Raw genomic sequence first — 16,849 nt, 5'->3', positions numbered from 1 at the left:
AATAGATACTTTTATTTATTATCTAGGATTCTACTAACTTTGATAAGGTAATTTCGTGACTCTTGAGAAACATGTGAAGTCACTAATTTCCGATAAACTTGTTGAGGTGTCATCGAGTTAATTATATTGATCGCCTCATTTCGGTCATCAGAAAAAGTACGTAATACACTTCCTGCTCCACCATTATAAGAGGTGATCATTGCATATCGTAGTGATATTGGATTATTTATACCTGCTAAATACTTAGTTTTTAGTAAAGATAAATAAGCAGTTCCCATATCAACATTATTACGAGGGTCAAGTAAAAACTGACGGCTCGGTTCACCAGGTTTACCCCGCAACTTGAAGATGTCTCGACCAGCAGTGTGTTGCTGTACTTGCATTAATCCTAATGCATCTGTACGACTTACCGCAAATGGGTTAAATGCTGATTCAACTTCCATAATAGCTAAAATCAATCGTTCATCAATAAAGTAACGATTTGACGCTTCAGTCACTAAAGGTAAGAATTTTCTTGCACGTTGATTAATATGGTTTGGAACAAGTTTGATTTCAACATAAGTGATTTTATGAGCTCCAGAAGAACGTACTTTTAAATTATTGGCAAGCAAATAATCGGCAAAGCTATTTGCCCTACCACTCCAACGAATTGGTTGTCTTTCTTGATCAAGAACCTGATTATATAAAAAAGGTTCTTGTGATAAATCCTGACTTATTTTATCTCGCCTGATAATATCAACAGGTTCAGGCATAAGTAATGTTGATACAATTGCGTCCTTCAAATTATTGATTGGTGTATCAGATAAAGTTTCAATGGTAATTATCCCAGAAACAAAATTGATATGAACTCGAGTTTGTAGATTATCTTCATATTGAACATAATCTTTAGGACCAGCAATAAGAACCTCTTTAGGTCCCCAGATTTGTTCTATATTATTAGCGTACTGACTTATTAAAATATTAAATGCATTAGTATCTTTTATATAATAGTCTTCATCAGTTTTTTTGTTATTTGAGCCAGGACAGGCTGTTAATAAACTTACTGAAATGAGTAATGTAAGAATTTTAAAATTGTTTTTCATTGTAATCTCTCAATTTTCAGGTTTATATCCATCAATAACCACGTCTTCACCTTCAAACAAAAACTTTATCATTTCGGTTTCAATTTTTTTACGATGTTCTAAATTCATCATATTAAGCTTATTTTCATTAATTAACATTGTTTGCTTCTTAAGCCATTCTTGCCATGCTATTTTAGAAATTTCATTATAAATACGCTTGCCTAGCTCTCCTGGGTAAAGCTGAAAATCTAGACCTTCGGATTCTTTTTTTAAATAATGGCAATAAATAATACGACTCATATTTATTCCTATTTTATTAACGATTATTAATTAATCGCTAATTATACCCGAAAATAATTGCAGAAAAGAATAAAATATACAAAATATCCAACTTTTTTAAATGAATATAAATTCAATATTTATGAATAAATATTTACTTTACTATCTTTATAAATAACATAAAATAGAAAAAGACTGTTAGATAAGATAAGGATCGTATAATGCAGCCAGAAATAACACGAGAACTGTTTGACAAAGTAATCCTACCCGTTTACTCACCAGCTAAATTTATACCTATTAAAGGGAAAGGTAGTAGAGTATGGGATCAACATGGTGAAGAGTATATCGATTTTGCAGGAGGGATTGCGGTTAACGCGCTTGGTCATTGCCATCCTAGGCTAATTAATGCCTTACATCAACAAAGTGAACAATTATGGCATGTAAGTAATGTTTTTACCAATGAACCGGCTTTACGCCTTGCAAAAAAAATTATTAATAATACCTTTGCTCAGCGCGTTTTCTTTGCTAACTCAGGTGCCGAAGCAAATGAAGCCGCCTTCAAATTAGCAAGATATTATGCGGCGCAAAAATATAGTCCTTATAAAACTAAAATTATCTCGTTTTATCAATCATTTCACGGTCGCACCTTTTTTACAGTATCAGTAGGGGGACAAGCTAAATATTCCGATGGTTTTGGTCCTAAACCTGCTGATATTATTCATGTCCCTTTTAATGATTTAAATGCCGTTAAGGCAGTAATGGATGATCATACGTGTGCAGTGGTGTTAGAACCGGTACAAGGAGAAGGTGGATTAAATGCAGCAACGCCAGAATTTTTGAAAGGTTTGAGAGCACTTTGCGATCAATATAACGCTTTGTTGATCTTTGATGAAGTTCAATGTGGAATGGGGAGAACTGGTACTTTATACACTTATCAGCAATATGATGTGGTTCCAGATATTTTAACTTCTGCAAAAGCACTTGGCGGAGGATTCCCTATCAGTGCAATGTTAACAACCGATGACATAGCATCGGTAATGCACCCAGGTGTTCACGGCACGACTTATGGTGGTAACCCTCTTGCTTGTGCTGTTGGTTGTGAGGCATTTGATATTATCAACACACCTGATGTACTTCAAGGCGTTCAAAAACGCCGAGCAATCTTTATTGAACAACTTGAAAATATAAATGATAAATTCAAAGTATTTCGAGAATACCGTGGTAAAGGACTACTTTTAGGTGCTGAATTACAACCAGTGTTTCATAATAAAGCACGTGACTTCTTGAATGTTGCCTCCGAATTTAAAGTAATGATCCTTAATGCAGGACCAAATGTGCTTCGTTTTACCCCTTCACTAATTATATCTGAAGACGAAATAAACGAAGGAATGAACCGACTTAGCAAAGCTGTCGAAAAAGTTGTCAATTCCTAAGTTTTTCTATACAGTAACGGCATTTTAAGTGATTAAGTGCCGTTAATGCACTTAAAGGACATTTTTTATGACCGACATTCGACCATTAAACTATGCTAAAACGCATTTTATTTTAAGTGCACCCGATATTTCACATTTACCAATTGATAGTGGCGTTGAAGTTGCCTTTGCCGGCAGATCTAATGCCGGTAAATCAAGTGCACTTAACACATTAACCAATCAAAAATCTTTAGCAAGAACCAGTAAAACACCGGGACGAACGCAACTTATTAACCTATTTGAAGTGGAAGAAAATTGTCGTTTAGTCGATTTACCGGGCTATGGTTATGCACAAGTTCCGGAAGCGATTAAACGCAAATGGCAAAAATCATTAGGCGAATATCTGCAAAAACGAGAAAGCTTAAAAGGCTTAATTGTATTAATGGATGTTCGGCATCCGCTTAAAGATCTCGACCAACAAATGATTGAGTGGGCTGTATCAGTTGATATTCCTGTTATGCTACTGTTAACTAAAGCCGATAAACTCGCTTCAGGCGCATTAAAAAAACAGGTTAACATGGTTAAAGAAGCTATCTTACCTTTTCAAGGTGATATTACTGTTGCACCGTTTTCATCGCCAAAACGTATCGGCTTAGAGCCTTTGAAACAGAAATTAGACCAATGGTTCAGCCAGCAATAAAGGAACGTTAAAATGGATAGTTCAGCCTTTTCATTTCAATCATTATCACCCGACGTTATTTTTGCTAGTTTGGCAACCGTTGGTATTCGGGTTGATTCGGGGCTGACTGCTTTAAATAGTTATGAAAATCGTGTCTATCAATTTTCTGATGAGGATCGCATACGATATGTCGCCAAATACTATCGCCCCTATCGTTGGAATCAGGCACAAATTCTTGAAGAGCATCAATTTACTAAGCAACTATCAGAAGCTGATATTCCTGTCACTGCGCCATTAACCTTTAATGGTCAAACTTTGCATGAATATGAAGGCTACCTATTTGCTCTGTTCCCAAGTGTAGGAGGACGGCAATATGAAAGTGATAATATCGAGCAGATGGAATCGGTAGCCACTTTGCTGGGACGTATTCATCAAATTGGTGCAAAACAACCTTTTATTTATCGCCCTACAATTGGACTGGAAGAATATCTTTATCAGCCTAAAGAAGTTTTGTTAACCTCTAATTTGATCCCAAAGAAAATCCATGAAGAACTCAAGACCAGTTTAACCCACTTAATACAGATTGTTGAGCAGCATTGGCATACCGATTGGCAACCAATTCGCCTGCATGCTGATTGCCATGCCGGTAATATATTATGGCGTGATAATGCCATGTTTGTCGATTTTGATGATGCACGTAATGGACCAGCGATTCAAGATATTTGGATGTTACTCAATGGCGATCGAAAAGCGCAACAATTGCAACTTGATAGCATTCTTGAATGCTATCAAGAGTTTTATCATTTTGATATGAACCAACTGAGTTTAATTGAACCACTTAGAGCAATGAGAATGGTGCGCTACCTGGCTTGGATAGTTCAGCGTTGGCAAGACAGAGCTTTTCCAATCGCATTTCCTTGGATACTCGATGCTGATTTTTGGTATCAGCAATTAGCTGAATTTAATCGGCAAAGTCAAGCCATTAAAGCACCACCGCTACAATTGATGTCAATGTTTTAAATTGAGCAGTATCAAGAATAAATTACGCCAAATAACCTCTATCGCAAATCGGGACAATAATATCATTCAATATTCTGCAATTGAGCAAATCATCGATTGATTAAGGTTAATAAATTCACTAAGTCGGGGGCGTTTGCCACCAGTTGCTCTTTTTTCTGTTTTGAAAGCTGTTTTATACGATACTCAAGTTTCAATGCGGTTGATCTGTCACCGACACTGATTTGATAAACAACGGTTAAATTATGATGCCCTTTAAGGTGTTTAGCACCTTTACCATTTTGATGCTGGCGTAAACGCCTGGCGACATCAGTTGTGATACCGGTATATAAAGAGTGTTTAGCCGTTCTGATAATATACAAAAACCAAATAGCAGAATGATTACCCATAACCAAATTTAAAACGCAGATGTAATTTAGATGGATATAATACGCTGTTTAACCAATTTAATCAGTAAAGTCCCGTTCTATTATTAGAGATGATCGGTTTGATTAATCGATGTCAACGTAAAATAACCACACGAGTCAATATCATCTTGTTTATAATTAATAATGCTAATGCTGGTATTTGCTAAAATTTCTGTATTTTGTAAATGTTCTTGCCAATTCCCACCCGCAAGAACATAAATCAGTTGTCTTAACAATGAACCATGCGAAACAATTAAAATATTTCCATGATGATTTTCAGTTATGATATCGTCAATTGCCTGTATGGAACGCATAAATACACTTCTAAAATCTTCCCCTTGATTGTCAGCTATTGAATATTTTTGGGCATCAGTTTGTAAATAGATAAAGTTTGGGTCAGCATAATAATCGGGCACAAATTTACCCTCCCATTGACCAAAATCAATCTCTTTTAATCCTTCATGCAAATTTAAGGAAATATCTCGGTTATTAATAATAAGCTTTGCAGTATCAACAGCCCTCTTTTGTGGGCTTACGTAAGCGTTAACAAAATTCACCTTGTCTACTGCTTTAGCAGTTAATTTTGCTTGATTAATACCATTTAAAGTGAGTTGAGAATCTGATGATCCTTGAAATAACTGTAATTGATTCCATTTTGTTTCACCATGGCGGACAAAATAAAGATTGATGTTTTTAAACATAAAGTTGTTACCTTTCAATTTTTTGAAGTAGAGAAATATTTTTTGAGGCTGATTGATTTGATGACATAAATAAATAGTGAAAAATAGATCAAAAAATAAATCATATTGTTACCTGTACCGATTTGCTGTGAAGATAAATAGATAATCTCTACCGTTGTGGTAATTAAGCAAAGAAAAAAGTAAAAAGTGAGATAAATTGGCGTGTTCTGATTTTTTTTGATAATCAAATAAATCAACAGCGCAATACAGCACAGTATGACCAAGTAAAGCAGTGTTGAAAAAACATCTAATTGAGAATGAGCAAAATTCGAATATAAACCATAACTGATAGAATAAAAGTTAATCAACAACACAACTAAAATAAAAATAATCGATACTTTTTTCATCTGTTCTACCTTATTAATACTAAATTTTGCTCATCTCATCATTGCCAATGATTGTGCTGTTTTAAACAAAGTAATTGGCTTGTTATAGCTCAGTTTTTATAACAACTTTTAATACTGATTGTTTAGGATTAGTCGATAAGTCAATCGCTTCGCTTAATTTATCTAAAGGAAAAACGTGGGTTATCATTTCTTGAGTATTGAGCTTTTTCTTCTCAAGCAGATCTAACGCTTCCGGGAACTCATAAGGTGTCACCGAATAAGTGCCGATAATACTAATTTCATCCTTAAAGAAACGGCTGGCATCAATATTCACCATTTTATTTTTATCAAACCCGGAAAAGACAATGATTTTCCCCGCCCTTCTTACCAGATTAATTGCATCAGACACTAATGATGAAACCCCGGCAGCAATAACAATGACATCAACACCTTGCCCATGGGTGATTTTATTCACTTCTTCAAAAATATTTTTCTCTGCAATATTAATTGCATAATCACATCCTACTTTTAGTGCTGTTTGTAATTTAAATTCAGACATATCACTAATAATGACTTTATTTGCGCCTTTAATTTTGGCTAACTGCGCATGTAAGATGCCGATTGTTCCGGCGCCCATAATAAGTACACTATCATTAGGTCTAATATCTGCTTGCTTAAGACCATGCAAACAACAAGCAATAGGTTCAATTAAGGTAGCTTCTTCATCTGTAACACTATCGGAAACCTTATGGGTCAAATGCTTTAAATGTAATTCGGGAATACGAATAAATTGGGCAAAACCACCGGGATCGATATTATTTGTTCTAAATTGCTCACAAATTGTGTAATGTCCTTTATTACAATAGTGGCAAGTAAAACAAGGAACATGTATTGCGGTGATAACTCTATCGCCCAGCTCAAAACGATCAACGTTTTGGCCTTTTTTAACAATCTCACCGACTACTTCATGTCCTAGCACGGTAGGCTTATTAACACTATCGCCCCTAATTTTTTGAATATCGGTACCACACAAACCACAGGCGAGCATTTTTATCAATACTTCATTATCAGAAATATCAGGAATCGGAAGATCCTCTGTTCTTAAATCGTTTTGTTTATAACATACTGACGCTTTCATCTTTATTGTCCTTTTTACTTTGAAATTCTAAACGGTTTTTTAAATCAAAAAATGGCTGGTAATAGCGTTTAAAAACGGAATTGTAATAGTGATTTATTTGCAAATTGGGGATATACCGAACCATATAGTTATCACTCTGCTTATCTGAATTTTTATCAATATAGTGATTTTGATATCCGGCTAACATGACTGCACCTTTGCAAACCGCTTCTTTGATATTACACGATATGATTTCTCGACCAAGAATGTCGGCTTTTAACTGCAACCACAGTGGATTTTTTGCCGCCGCACCGATTACCTTTATTATGGGGTGATAGCTTGCGGTTAATTGCTCAATAGTGGTCAAGGTATTTTTTAATTCAAAACACAATCCTTGAAAAACAGCCAATAATATATTTGATAAAGTGCTGTTTTCATCAAACCCATACCAAAGCCCTTTGGCATCAATATTACGCTTAGGTGGTCCACTTCCCCGCAAATGCGGAATAAAGATTGATAGGTTTGCTTTGAGGTAAGGTAAATCGGTCAATTTGCCAAACAATGAATCGATTAATTGATTAAATTCATCATCACTCACCGAAAAAGATCGTTTAAACCACTCAATGCTATATCCCGCTGACGGAAGCGAAGCATAAAGCGTATATAAATCATCAATAACATATTGCCCATTTGACAGATGACTATCTAAAAAACCGTTGTCAAAATTGGCTTGATTACGTAATAACAGTAATCCTTCAGTGGTGCCGGTTGAGTTTAGAATTTCACCCGGTTTAAGTTCGGCTGCGATTGAACCACACATATGGTCATGACCACCAATCGAAACCATGATTGACTGACTACAATTAAGTTTTTGGGCCAACGCTGGTTTAAGTTTCGCAATATTTTTGCCGGATTGAACAAGATCGCAAAATAGATGATTGAGCGCAAAAGCTGACGCAATTTTTTGTGACCAACAATGATTTTTCAGATCATAAACCAGCGTTCTTGACGCAAGTGAAGGCTCTGCTCTTTTTACATCAGTCAATTTATAAGCCATATATTCGGCAATACATAACCATTTAACTTTATCGATATCCAAATCAATGTTTTTTCGAATCCATAAGATTTTAGTTAAACTATAGTTACTATGCACAGGAATACCGGTAATTGCATAAAGCTCATCATCGGTGAATTTTTGATTAATTTCTGCTACATTTTTCTTAGTTCTGGTGTCATACCAAGTGATTGCCGGGCCTACCACCTCGCCTTTTTCATTAATCAGTACACCTGATTCACCTACGCTTGCAATAACGATATTTTTGACATTTTGCGCTTGAGAAGATGAACTAATAAGCGTAATGATAGCCTTTTCGAGCTGGTTATATAACGATGTAATATCAAAGTCCGATCCATATTCTGAAATCACTTTAGGGGTTTGAAAAGCAACGCTATCAACCAGTTTTAGTGAAGGCAATTCAAAAACACATAATTTACAATTTGTTGTCCCGATATCGATCCCAATCGAGTACATATTAACCTCCTTACTTACCCTTTCGCTCGATAGTTTTCAAGCAAATTGAGTGTATACCCACCATAAAATAACAAGTTAATCATATAGTTAAATTTATTGACTTTGAAAAAAAGTGTAGTTTTCTCCATTCCGATAAGTTGCCTTATCAGATTCATTACCTCAATTAAAAGTGTTATTTATAGTGGGTATACGTTATTTTTTTAGGCCAGATCCCATGTTTTTTTAGTGTGGCGATACAATAAAAGACAAGTGATGAAAATTATTGGAATTAACGCTAAAGCGATATAATTTCCTTCAAATACTTTTACTGCCCAAAAACGGTAGGGATTACCACCATCTAATAAGCTTGAAAATTCACCGTCGGTTTTTACCGGGAAATTAATACTTTTTGCAATGTTGGTAATTATCGGCGCCACTGCTGAAGCAACATAAAGATTCACAATTAAGCAAGGTATGCCGATAATAAATGATCTCACAATATTGCCACGACAAGCTAATACCACCATGGAAATAGGTACCCAAATATTGGTTAAATCGCCAAGTGGTAATAACCTATTACCGGGTAATATGATTGATAAAATCAATCCAACGGGAATAAGTAAAAGTGCAGTAGAAAGCACCGATGGATGCCCAACAGCAACAGCAATATCTAAACCAATGTATAAATTTTTTCGGTTAGGAAATTTTTTATTTAAAAATTGCTTCACTGCATCGGATAATGGTAACAATCCTTCCATGAGTAATTTAACCATTCGTGGCATAATTAACATGACAGCACCAAGATTAATCGCTAAGTTTAAAATCCCTTTAACATCATAACCCGCCGCTATACCAATTGCGCCACCTATGACAAATCCAATCATCATCGGTTCGCCAAAGATACCAAATCTTTTTTGTATCGTTTGAGGATCGGCATGCAATTTTTGTAATCCCGGTATTTTATCTAAGATAAGATTACCTAACACACCAATAGGAAAGAAGATAACAGATGATAGTGTCGGAAGTGATATACCGGGTAACTCAAAATACTTTTGAATCATAGGCGCACACCAGTCAGCCAAAACAAAAGTTATCACGGCAGTAACCCCTGCTATAATCAATCCATAGACAAAGCTGCCAGTACTGCTATAAACCAGCGCACCAACAAAGGTAAAATGCCAGAAATTCCATAAATCAATATCGACAGTTTTAGTCCAATTAACGGTTAACATCACAATATTGATAATAATGGTCATTGGAATTACAAAAGGGGCAATCGGTGAAGCCCAAGCAATTGCTGCTAACGGTGGCCACCCAAGATCAATGACGGGTAAATCAATTCCGGCATGTTCAACTAAATCAGTTGTTGCACTGCCAAGACTGGTTCCTAACAAGTCAAAAATAACAAAGATACCAACAAAGCCCATTCCAATGGTTAATGATGAACGAATTGCCCGCCCTATTTTTACCCCTAAACACAGTGCCATTATAAAGATGACAACAGGTAACATGACGGTCGGCCCGAAGCCCAAAATGTATTGGACAATTTCAAGTAACTTATCAGCCATAATCAATCTCCTTGCAAGATCCTAACGATTTCGGCTAAGACTTCTTCTTCACCTATAGTGGTAATTAAAGGTACCCCATTGATAATTGGTGTTTTCTCTAATTGATAAGACACTTTAGAAGTCACGATAATTAAATCAGCCATACCGTCTTGAGATTGTACAGTTGCGACATCAGACTGAATGTTTTCAACCTCGATACCATGCTCGGCACAATAATTTTTAACTTTCTCAGTTGCAATAGTTGAAGTTGCAATACCACTGGTACAGGCAAAAATGATTCTTTTTTTCATAATAAAGCTCCTTATTTCAAAATATCTTTTAAGATTTTTTTGATTTCAAATTTGTTATTACTTTCAACTATTTTTTGCAAAATCTGATCATTGCTGAACGATGATGCTAATTTCATTAAAAAAGTTAAGTGGGTATCGGATTGTTTTAACAGTAAACCAAATACGATATTGACGGAGAGGTCTTCATCAGTTTCGGCATTTTTAAAAATAATGCCTTGTTTACTGGTCACAACAAACATGCCGTCTTTTTTTACAAACTCACTGTCAACATGAGGCATCGCAACATTAAGGGTTTTTAATTTAAATCCGGTTGGATGTTCATTCTCTCGTTCAATAACTTTTTGTAAGTATTGTTCTGTAACATAATGATTTGCTAATAATTCATGGCTAATGGCTTTAAACATTGCTTCACGGCTTTCAAAGCTTTTGTTTAAAAAAATAATATTGTCATCCAATTGTTCTAATTGCATATTTACCACCTATGACGTTAGTTTAACGATGAATGTTTAATAAATTCATAGATAGTATTTTGTTGTAAACAACTTGCTTCACATCGCCTTTTGCTTTTAACAATACTTTAATAAGATTATATTCATTATTATTAGCGACATATTGTTTACCAATTGAACTAATATAAGCTCTACGCAAATCACCACCAATATTGAGTTTAACAACATTATATTGGCTGATTTTTTGCAAAGTTTGATCATCAATTCCTGAACCACCATGGATGACCAATGATACGGGAGATATGTCGGATAGTTTGCCAAGTAAATCAAAGTCTATTTTAGGCTGTTGTTCAAAACCATGCACATTACCAACTGATACAGCCAAAGTTGCACAGCCAGTTCGTTTAACAAATTCTTGAACTTGATTAGGATCGGTTTTGCGATCGGCTTCATTAACTTCATCGTCCTCTTTACCGGTGATGGCGCCTAACTCTGCTTCAACCGGAATGTTGTATCCACCACAAAAATCGACCACTTTTTTTGTCAATTGAATATTTTCTTCAAAAGGTAAATGAGAGCCGTCAATCATAATTGAGGTAAAACCAGCCTCAACCGCTTGCTTAACATCTTCAAAAGTTTTGCCATGATCCAAATGCAGACAAAATGGTGTCTTCATGGTACTAGCTCGATTACGAACCATATCGACAATATATTTATAACCCGATAACACGATGTTTGTCGGTGCAATCTGCACCATGCTTGGTATGTTGCTCTCTTCAATTGCATCTAATATGGCTAAAGTTGTTTCCAAATTTGTTGTATTAAATGCGCCAGCTAGTGTTTTTTGTTTTTTAGCTTCACCTAATAAAGTATACCCATTGACTAATGCCATAACTAACTCCTACTTTCGTCTAAGTGTTGTCCCCAAGTAGTTTACGTTTGATTTTAGCCATACATTACCAAACTCGATTGGTAGACCATTATCAAGGTAAACTAATTGTTCTAAATGAAGAACGGGGGAGATATCACTAATATTTAATATATCTGCCCGTTCCTTACCTACCACTCGGGCTGAATAACGGCAGTCCGAATGATCTATTTTTTTATGGGTAATACGTTCAATTTGGTTAAATAAACTATGTTTGGTAAAATCAACCAGCTCTATTTCAGGACATAAAGCTAAATTGATTCGGTTTTCAATAAACATGATTTTTTCACCATTGACGCTTCTTACCCTTTCCATATAAAAAATATTTGCGTTAAGCGGAACTTGTAATTTTCCACTAATATATTCATTTGCTTTCTCTACTCTTTTGGTGATAACCTCGGTGGTGAACTTGACGTGCTGCATTTCTAACGATTCGGCAAATGACTGTAGTCCATAACCTAATTGATAAGAGATGTTTTCAGCTTTTACATACGTTCCTTTACCTTGAATCTGTTCCAGCACAGATTCATTAATCAGTAACTCTACCGCTTTTCGAACTGTGCCTCGACTAACAGAAAGTAGGCTCATGATCTCGTTTTCCGACGGGATTCTGTCGCCCGCTTTTAAATCATTACGATAAATCTGATTTCTTATCCACTCTTTGACTTGTACATAAAGTGGTGTGCTAGAAAATTTATTGATACTCATTGGTTACCCCAAAATGTTGGTTAAGTTAAATATACATCCATAGACAACTATGTACAACTATGGACAACTAGTTTTTAAACAAAATGTGAGTTTAATCACATTTTCATATTTATCAATATAATTTAGAAAAAGGATTGCATTTAGTTTCAGCATTAATCAAAGATAATGAGATCCTAATTAAGGAATTGTTGAAGAAATTGAATTATTTTGCAAATAAAAAAATCGTGTTTGATCCACTTTTAACAATAAACTCATTTATATTTAATCGCTAAGCTAAATTGCATAATTAGAGTAAAGATTGATTTAACTTTATTGACAATAAATACACTGAGACATAGCAAAAATACTATTGTAGTAAACGTTACTTGCCCGTCTTTTGCCAATTTTATGTAAAATAAATTTCAGCTAACTAGTAACCAATATTTTTTCGCACGCATCACCTGTTAATATTGACAGTTTCATTTACTTTAAGCTTGATAGTGTTTAAGATAAACTCATTTTTTGATGTATCTTAGGACTTTAAAACTTGAATAACTTTGCAAACATTATTGAAATCGAGCGCGGCAATATGAAGTTCGCTTACGTACAAAATGATGAGATAAATTATTTGGAACTTTTTGACCAATTTTTGGCCGAAGAAGGACATCATGAGCTACTCGATCCAAGTGATAAAATTGAGAGATATACTTATCTAATTAATCACAATCAATCTAAATTTATTTTCAAAATAGATGGCGGTGTTGAGCATCGTTTAGAACGTCGACTTATTGCTAAAATCACTGGTGATTTTTATTTTAATCTAATTCGTAAGCTGGCTAAAATTTCGTTGGATAAATGCGATATCGCTTATGAACTCTATTTAGTCGCTTTTGATAAAACCACCAATCGCCACTATATGATCTTTAATTTTATAGAAGGACGTTCATTAACATGGGATGAAATGCGTGAATATGGAGAGCAAGTTAAAGCATGTATTGAAAAACTGCATAGTTATAATCTTGTTTCAAACGATGTTCACGGTGGTAACTTTATTTTAACTCCAGAGGGTAAAATCAAAGCAATCGACTTAACTAACTCCGGTTTTATTTGGTTAACTAAAGCCAATGATGCAATCGAATTGCGTGAGCGCTTTGGTATTAAAATTAATGTTCCTTTCTTGGCTATGGCAATTAAAAAATTTACTCACGGATTTAAACGGTTATCGCGTAAAATTCGCGGTAAAGAAGATTAATAAATTAAATGAGAGAAAGACAAGCTTCTCTCATTTTTCTGCAAATAAATATAATTAATTCAATATATTAAATTATACATTTTAATGCTTTTCAGCTCTAAAAAATATTTAAATTCTTCTGTTCTAAATACTGGTAAATACTTTTATAACCGTTTAGAATAAAACTAATCATGCAAAGAAGGATGAGTTATGAGAAAGTTAATTGGTTTTACTGTTTTAGTTGCGTTGCTAACTGGTTGTTCTTCTCAGAAGATGCTGTCAATCTATCAAACAGATGGTGTAGAAATTACTCAAAACACGTTTGGTGAGGATATCATAAATAAATACAGTACTTCACAACCAATTACCATTCTTCATTCTTCATTATCACTCTGTATTACACAAGAACTTGATAATCGCCCAGTAGTTTTGAACCGTGAAAACTATTTAAGTTCGGCATGGTGGCCATATTATAATATGGCTTCTCTACAAGCAATTACGATAAATGGTGGTGATACTCTCATATTAGTTGAAGGAAATAATGTTGTTGCTAACGCTATTACCAATTATCAATCACAATCTAAATACTTCGTTAGTTATACATTAACCGCAACTCGCAATGCCAAAAATATTCATTACTTATTTAGCAATATCAAACAAGCTCAACAATATACTGCTTCTATTGGCAATGAAGGGTTTGAAAATGTAAAAACCTTGGAAAGAACCCACCCAGATTTAGTTATTGATGCACTCAATAAAGAAGTCGATAAAATTCAGGCTTGTTTATTACATTAATACTGTACGCTAAAAAAAATTACAGTTGAGAAACGGGGGTTTTAAGCCTAAAATTGATACAAAATTCTTATCAAGATATTTTAAAAAGTAAAACTCATCATGAAAAAAATTCTTTTTTTATTATTGCTTCCATTTTCTAGCTTTGCACAAAATGACATAAATGACTTTTGGAAAAATGATTTTTGGCAAATTAATGAAGTAGTAAATCATGAATTGGATTTATTTGAGTTATCCAATCCCCCCGCTGAAAGATTACATATAAGTTCGGATGGAACGAAATTTATTTACGGTAACTCGCTAACTTTTAATACTAATGGTACTTTCTTATCAAAATACTCTGCTAGGTGTGGTAACGATTGTTTTACCGGTTCGGAAGGTACTTTTGAAAAAATTGATGAAACACATCTTCGATTACAAATCAATTTATTCTCGCGTTCTGGCGATTGTGAAGGCGTAGAAGATAGAACAGTTCGAGATTTAGGAACTTTTGAAATTAAACCAACTGAAAATGGCTATCAATTAGTTAAATTAAAGGATGAATGAAGACTAGCTATAAAATAATAAGCTAATAAGTAAGTAATATCCTTCTTTTCATTAAATTAATTAAACTAACTCCTTAATTTATTATTCCCTAAATTATTTGTTATCTATTAGATAAACAATACAAAAATTGTTGATTCATTGATGTATAAAAAAAGTTGAGGAGCGGGGTTTTTTGAGTTTAAAAATAGTCAAAATTTGACATCAATCCATTCTTTAATTAGATAACTTATAAAAGTCTTTCTAATAAATTAGTCATTACTAATTCTTCCATTTTAAAGGTGACTTTGTCATAAAAACCTATATAAATCAATCATAAAATTATTAAGATACTTACATTAGTTACAAAACTAGTTAGTTAACTTTCTTATTCTTCTGATTTCTTTCTGCATAACTATACTGCATATGTGCTATAAAAAAATAAAGAGGTTTAGTTATGAGTATGTTACAAGATATAAAAGAAAACAAAATGTATATAGGTTCACTTCCCCTCCCCATATTTTTAGTTTGTTCGATTATCGTTATTATTGCTGCACAATTAGATATGCTACCTAAAAGCCTTATTGGTGGTTTTGCTGTGATATTACCTTTAGGTTGGTTTTTAGGCACTGTCGGGCAGAATATTCCATTTTTCAAAAAATTTGGGGCGCCTGCCATTTTGTCACTTATCGTTCCTTCATTATTGGTTTACTACAACGTTTTTGATGAGAATACTTTATCAGCAACAAAGATGTTAATGAAAGACTCTAACTTTTTACTCTTTTATATCGCCAGTTTAGTGTGCGGTAGTATTCTTGGTATGCATCGAGTTATTTTAGTTCAAGGCTTTATTCGAATGATGATTCCGATGCTATTAGGTATGTGTTTAGCTGCGTTTGTTGGCGTCTGTGTCGCCGTAGCTTTTGGTGATGATTGGGAGCACGCCTTCTTTTATACAGTTTCACCAGTAATGGCAGGAGGAATTGGTGAAGGTGTTTTGCAACTGTCCAATGCCTACAGCAATATCCTTAATCAAGATTATAATGTTTTTGTTAGCGCATTAATTCCTGCAACTGTTGTAGGTAACTTTTTTGCAATCACTTTTACGGCGATTATGAGCCGAATTGGTGAAGTTAAACCTCACTTAAGTGGGCACGGTCAATTAGTAAAAATTGAATTTGATGGCTTAGCTGAAGCGTTAAAAGATGATAAGACACCACTTGATGCTCGTGCAATGAGTGGCGCAGTTATGATTTTAGCTACGTTATTTATCTTCGGTATGATTTTAGAAAAAGTAACTCATTTCCCTGGTCCTGTTTTAATGATTATTGCTACCGCTGTAGTTAAATATTTTCGTTTATTACCAGCGAGTGTAGAACGAGGAAGCCAACAATGGTACAAATTTATCTCAGGCAACTTTACCTTTCCTTTAATGGCAGGACTTGGGCTACTTTATATAGATTTAAATAGCGTAGTTAAAGTATTAACTATCCCATACTTTATTACCATTATCTCTATCGTCTTCACTGTTTCAATGACAGGATTTGTTTGTAGCTTCTTCTTAAAAATGTATCCAGTTGAGGCATCTATTATTTCATCTTGCCAAAGTGGAATGGGTGGAACTGGTGATGTAGCAATACTTTCAACAGCCAATAGAATGAACTTGATGCCTTTTGCACAAGTTGCAACACGATTAGGGGGAGCTTTAATGGTGATATGCACCACGGCACTAATGCGTTATTTACATATGTAGTTTTATAAACATTAAAAAATTAATTAGAAGTTTTAAAAGCAGTTTGAGATAAATATTGGTTTGATCTCAAAAAATATTAAA

Annotated in this window: 19 protein-coding genes; 7 read left to right on the top strand and 12 right to left on the bottom strand. The window is 34.4% G+C overall.

Features of this window, described 5'->3' with window-relative positions; translation table 11 throughout:
• Positions 1 to 11 precede the first annotated feature (11 nt).
• Positions 12 to 1,082, bottom strand: a complete 1,071-nt coding sequence (mltC, locus tag J3U27_RS00935) for a membrane-bound lytic murein transglycosylase MltC (RefSeq protein ID WP_065562304.1) — start codon at positions 1,080 to 1,082, stop codon at positions 12 to 14.
• 9 nt (positions 1,083 to 1,091) lie between these two features.
• On the bottom strand, positions 1,092 to 1,361 hold the full coding sequence (locus J3U27_RS00930; RefSeq protein WP_065562305.1) for an oxidative damage protection protein: 270 nt from the start codon (positions 1,359 to 1,361) through the stop codon (positions 1,092 to 1,094).
• Positions 1,362 to 1,561: 200 nt separating this feature from the next.
• On the opposite strand from J3U27_RS00930, the gene J3U27_RS00925 reads away from it, so the two are divergent.
• The 3 genes from J3U27_RS00925 (at position 1,562) to J3U27_RS00915 (ending at position 4,451) form a co-directional block, all read left to right on the top strand.
• Positions 1,562 to 2,773: an aspartate aminotransferase family protein gene (locus J3U27_RS00925; protein ID WP_267330059.1), complete on the top strand. Its 1,212-nt coding sequence runs from the start codon at positions 1,562 to 1,564 to the stop codon at positions 2,771 to 2,773.
• Between the two features lie 67 nt (positions 2,774 to 2,840).
• Complete coding sequence (gene yihA, locus J3U27_RS00920) at positions 2,841 to 3,452, top strand: ribosome biogenesis GTP-binding protein YihA/YsxC (protein WP_065562307.1); 612 nt, start codon at positions 2,841 to 2,843, stop codon at positions 3,450 to 3,452.
• Positions 3,453 to 3,464: 12 nt separating this feature from the next.
• A complete protein-coding gene (locus tag J3U27_RS00915) occupies positions 3,465 to 4,451 on the top strand; it encodes a serine/threonine protein kinase (protein WP_267376586.1) in 987 nt (328 codons plus the stop codon).
• An 89-nt stretch (positions 4,452 to 4,540) separates the two neighbouring features.
• Here J3U27_RS00915 and J3U27_RS00910 read toward each other — a convergent pair whose 3' ends face one another.
• From J3U27_RS00910 to J3U27_RS00865, 10 genes are all read right to left on the bottom strand, one after another.
• Complete coding sequence (locus J3U27_RS00910) at positions 4,541 to 4,837, bottom strand: GIY-YIG nuclease family protein (protein WP_065734823.1); 297 nt, start codon at positions 4,835 to 4,837, stop codon at positions 4,541 to 4,543.
• 83 nt (positions 4,838 to 4,920) lie between these two features.
• Positions 4,921 to 5,556: a histidine phosphatase family protein gene (locus tag J3U27_RS00905; protein ID WP_267376584.1), complete on the bottom strand. Its 636-nt coding sequence runs from the start codon at positions 5,554 to 5,556 to the stop codon at positions 4,921 to 4,923.
• Between the two features lie 14 nt (positions 5,557 to 5,570).
• Positions 5,571 to 5,942: a hypothetical protein gene (locus J3U27_RS00900; protein WP_267336720.1), complete on the bottom strand. Its 372-nt coding sequence runs from the start codon at positions 5,940 to 5,942 to the stop codon at positions 5,571 to 5,573.
• 82 nt (positions 5,943 to 6,024) lie between these two features.
• Positions 6,025 to 7,059 carry a zinc-dependent dehydrogenase gene (locus J3U27_RS00895; RefSeq protein ID WP_267336719.1) on the bottom strand — a complete coding sequence of 345 codons (1,035 nt, stop codon included), beginning with the start codon at positions 7,057 to 7,059 and terminating at the stop codon, positions 6,025 to 6,027.
• Positions 7,037 to 8,569 (bottom strand): FGGY-family carbohydrate kinase, encoded by a 1,533-nt coding sequence (locus J3U27_RS00890; protein ID WP_267376582.1) that lies wholly within the window; start codon positions 8,567 to 8,569, stop codon positions 7,037 to 7,039. Before J3U27_RS00890 ends, J3U27_RS00895 begins: the two co-directional genes overlap by 23 nt.
• 200 nt (positions 8,570 to 8,769) lie before the next feature.
• Positions 8,770 to 10,116, bottom strand: coding sequence for a PTS galactitol transporter subunit IIC (locus J3U27_RS00885; protein ID WP_267330052.1), 1,347 nt, complete (start codon positions 10,114 to 10,116; stop codon positions 8,770 to 8,772).
• A 2-nt stretch (positions 10,117 to 10,118) separates the two neighbouring features.
• Complete coding sequence (locus tag J3U27_RS00880) at positions 10,119 to 10,406, bottom strand: PTS sugar transporter subunit IIB (RefSeq protein ID WP_220217996.1); 288 nt, start codon at positions 10,404 to 10,406, stop codon at positions 10,119 to 10,121.
• 11 nt (positions 10,407 to 10,417) lie between these two features.
• A complete protein-coding gene (locus J3U27_RS00875) occupies positions 10,418 to 10,876 on the bottom strand; it encodes a PTS sugar transporter subunit IIA (protein WP_267336717.1) in 459 nt (152 codons plus the stop codon).
• Positions 10,877 to 10,898: 22 nt separating this feature from the next.
• Complete coding sequence (locus J3U27_RS00870; protein WP_267330051.1) at positions 10,899 to 11,747, bottom strand: class II aldolase; 849 nt, start codon at positions 11,745 to 11,747, stop codon at positions 10,899 to 10,901.
• A gap of 9 nt (positions 11,748 to 11,756) precedes the next feature.
• Positions 11,757 to 12,491 (bottom strand): GntR family transcriptional regulator, encoded by a 735-nt coding sequence (locus tag J3U27_RS00865; RefSeq protein ID WP_267330050.1) that lies wholly within the window; start codon positions 12,489 to 12,491, stop codon positions 11,757 to 11,759.
• Between the two features lie 526 nt (positions 12,492 to 13,017).
• On the opposite strand from J3U27_RS00865, the gene J3U27_RS00860 reads away from it, so the two are divergent.
• The 4 genes from J3U27_RS00860 (at position 13,018) to J3U27_RS00845 (ending at position 16,768) form a co-directional block, all read left to right on the top strand.
• Positions 13,018 to 13,722 (top strand): lipopolysaccharide core heptose(II) kinase RfaY, encoded by a 705-nt coding sequence (locus J3U27_RS00860; RefSeq protein ID WP_065734822.1) that lies wholly within the window; start codon positions 13,018 to 13,020, stop codon positions 13,720 to 13,722.
• A gap of 189 nt (positions 13,723 to 13,911) precedes the next feature.
• On the top strand, positions 13,912 to 14,496 hold the full coding sequence (locus J3U27_RS00855) for a hypothetical protein (RefSeq protein WP_065734821.1): 585 nt from the start codon (positions 13,912 to 13,914) through the stop codon (positions 14,494 to 14,496).
• Between the two features lie 99 nt (positions 14,497 to 14,595).
• Complete coding sequence (locus J3U27_RS00850; protein ID WP_267376580.1) at positions 14,596 to 15,039, top strand: hypothetical protein; 444 nt, start codon at positions 14,596 to 14,598, stop codon at positions 15,037 to 15,039.
• Positions 15,040 to 15,472: 433 nt separating this feature from the next.
• The gene (locus J3U27_RS00845; RefSeq protein ID WP_065562313.1) at positions 15,473 to 16,768 is read left to right on the top strand and encodes a 2-hydroxycarboxylate transporter family protein; all 1,296 of its coding nucleotides are present in this window, start codon (positions 15,473 to 15,475) and stop codon (positions 16,766 to 16,768) included.
• Positions 16,769 to 16,849: the final 81 nt, after the last annotated feature.

The organism is Gilliamella sp. B2911 (genome assembly GCF_026536965.1).
Lineage (GTDB): Bacteria > Pseudomonadota > Gammaproteobacteria > Enterobacterales > Orbaceae > Gilliamella > Gilliamella apicola_E.
The sequence above is the reverse complement of the archived record's forward strand: the minus strand, read 5'-3'. Positions and strand labels throughout refer to the sequence as shown.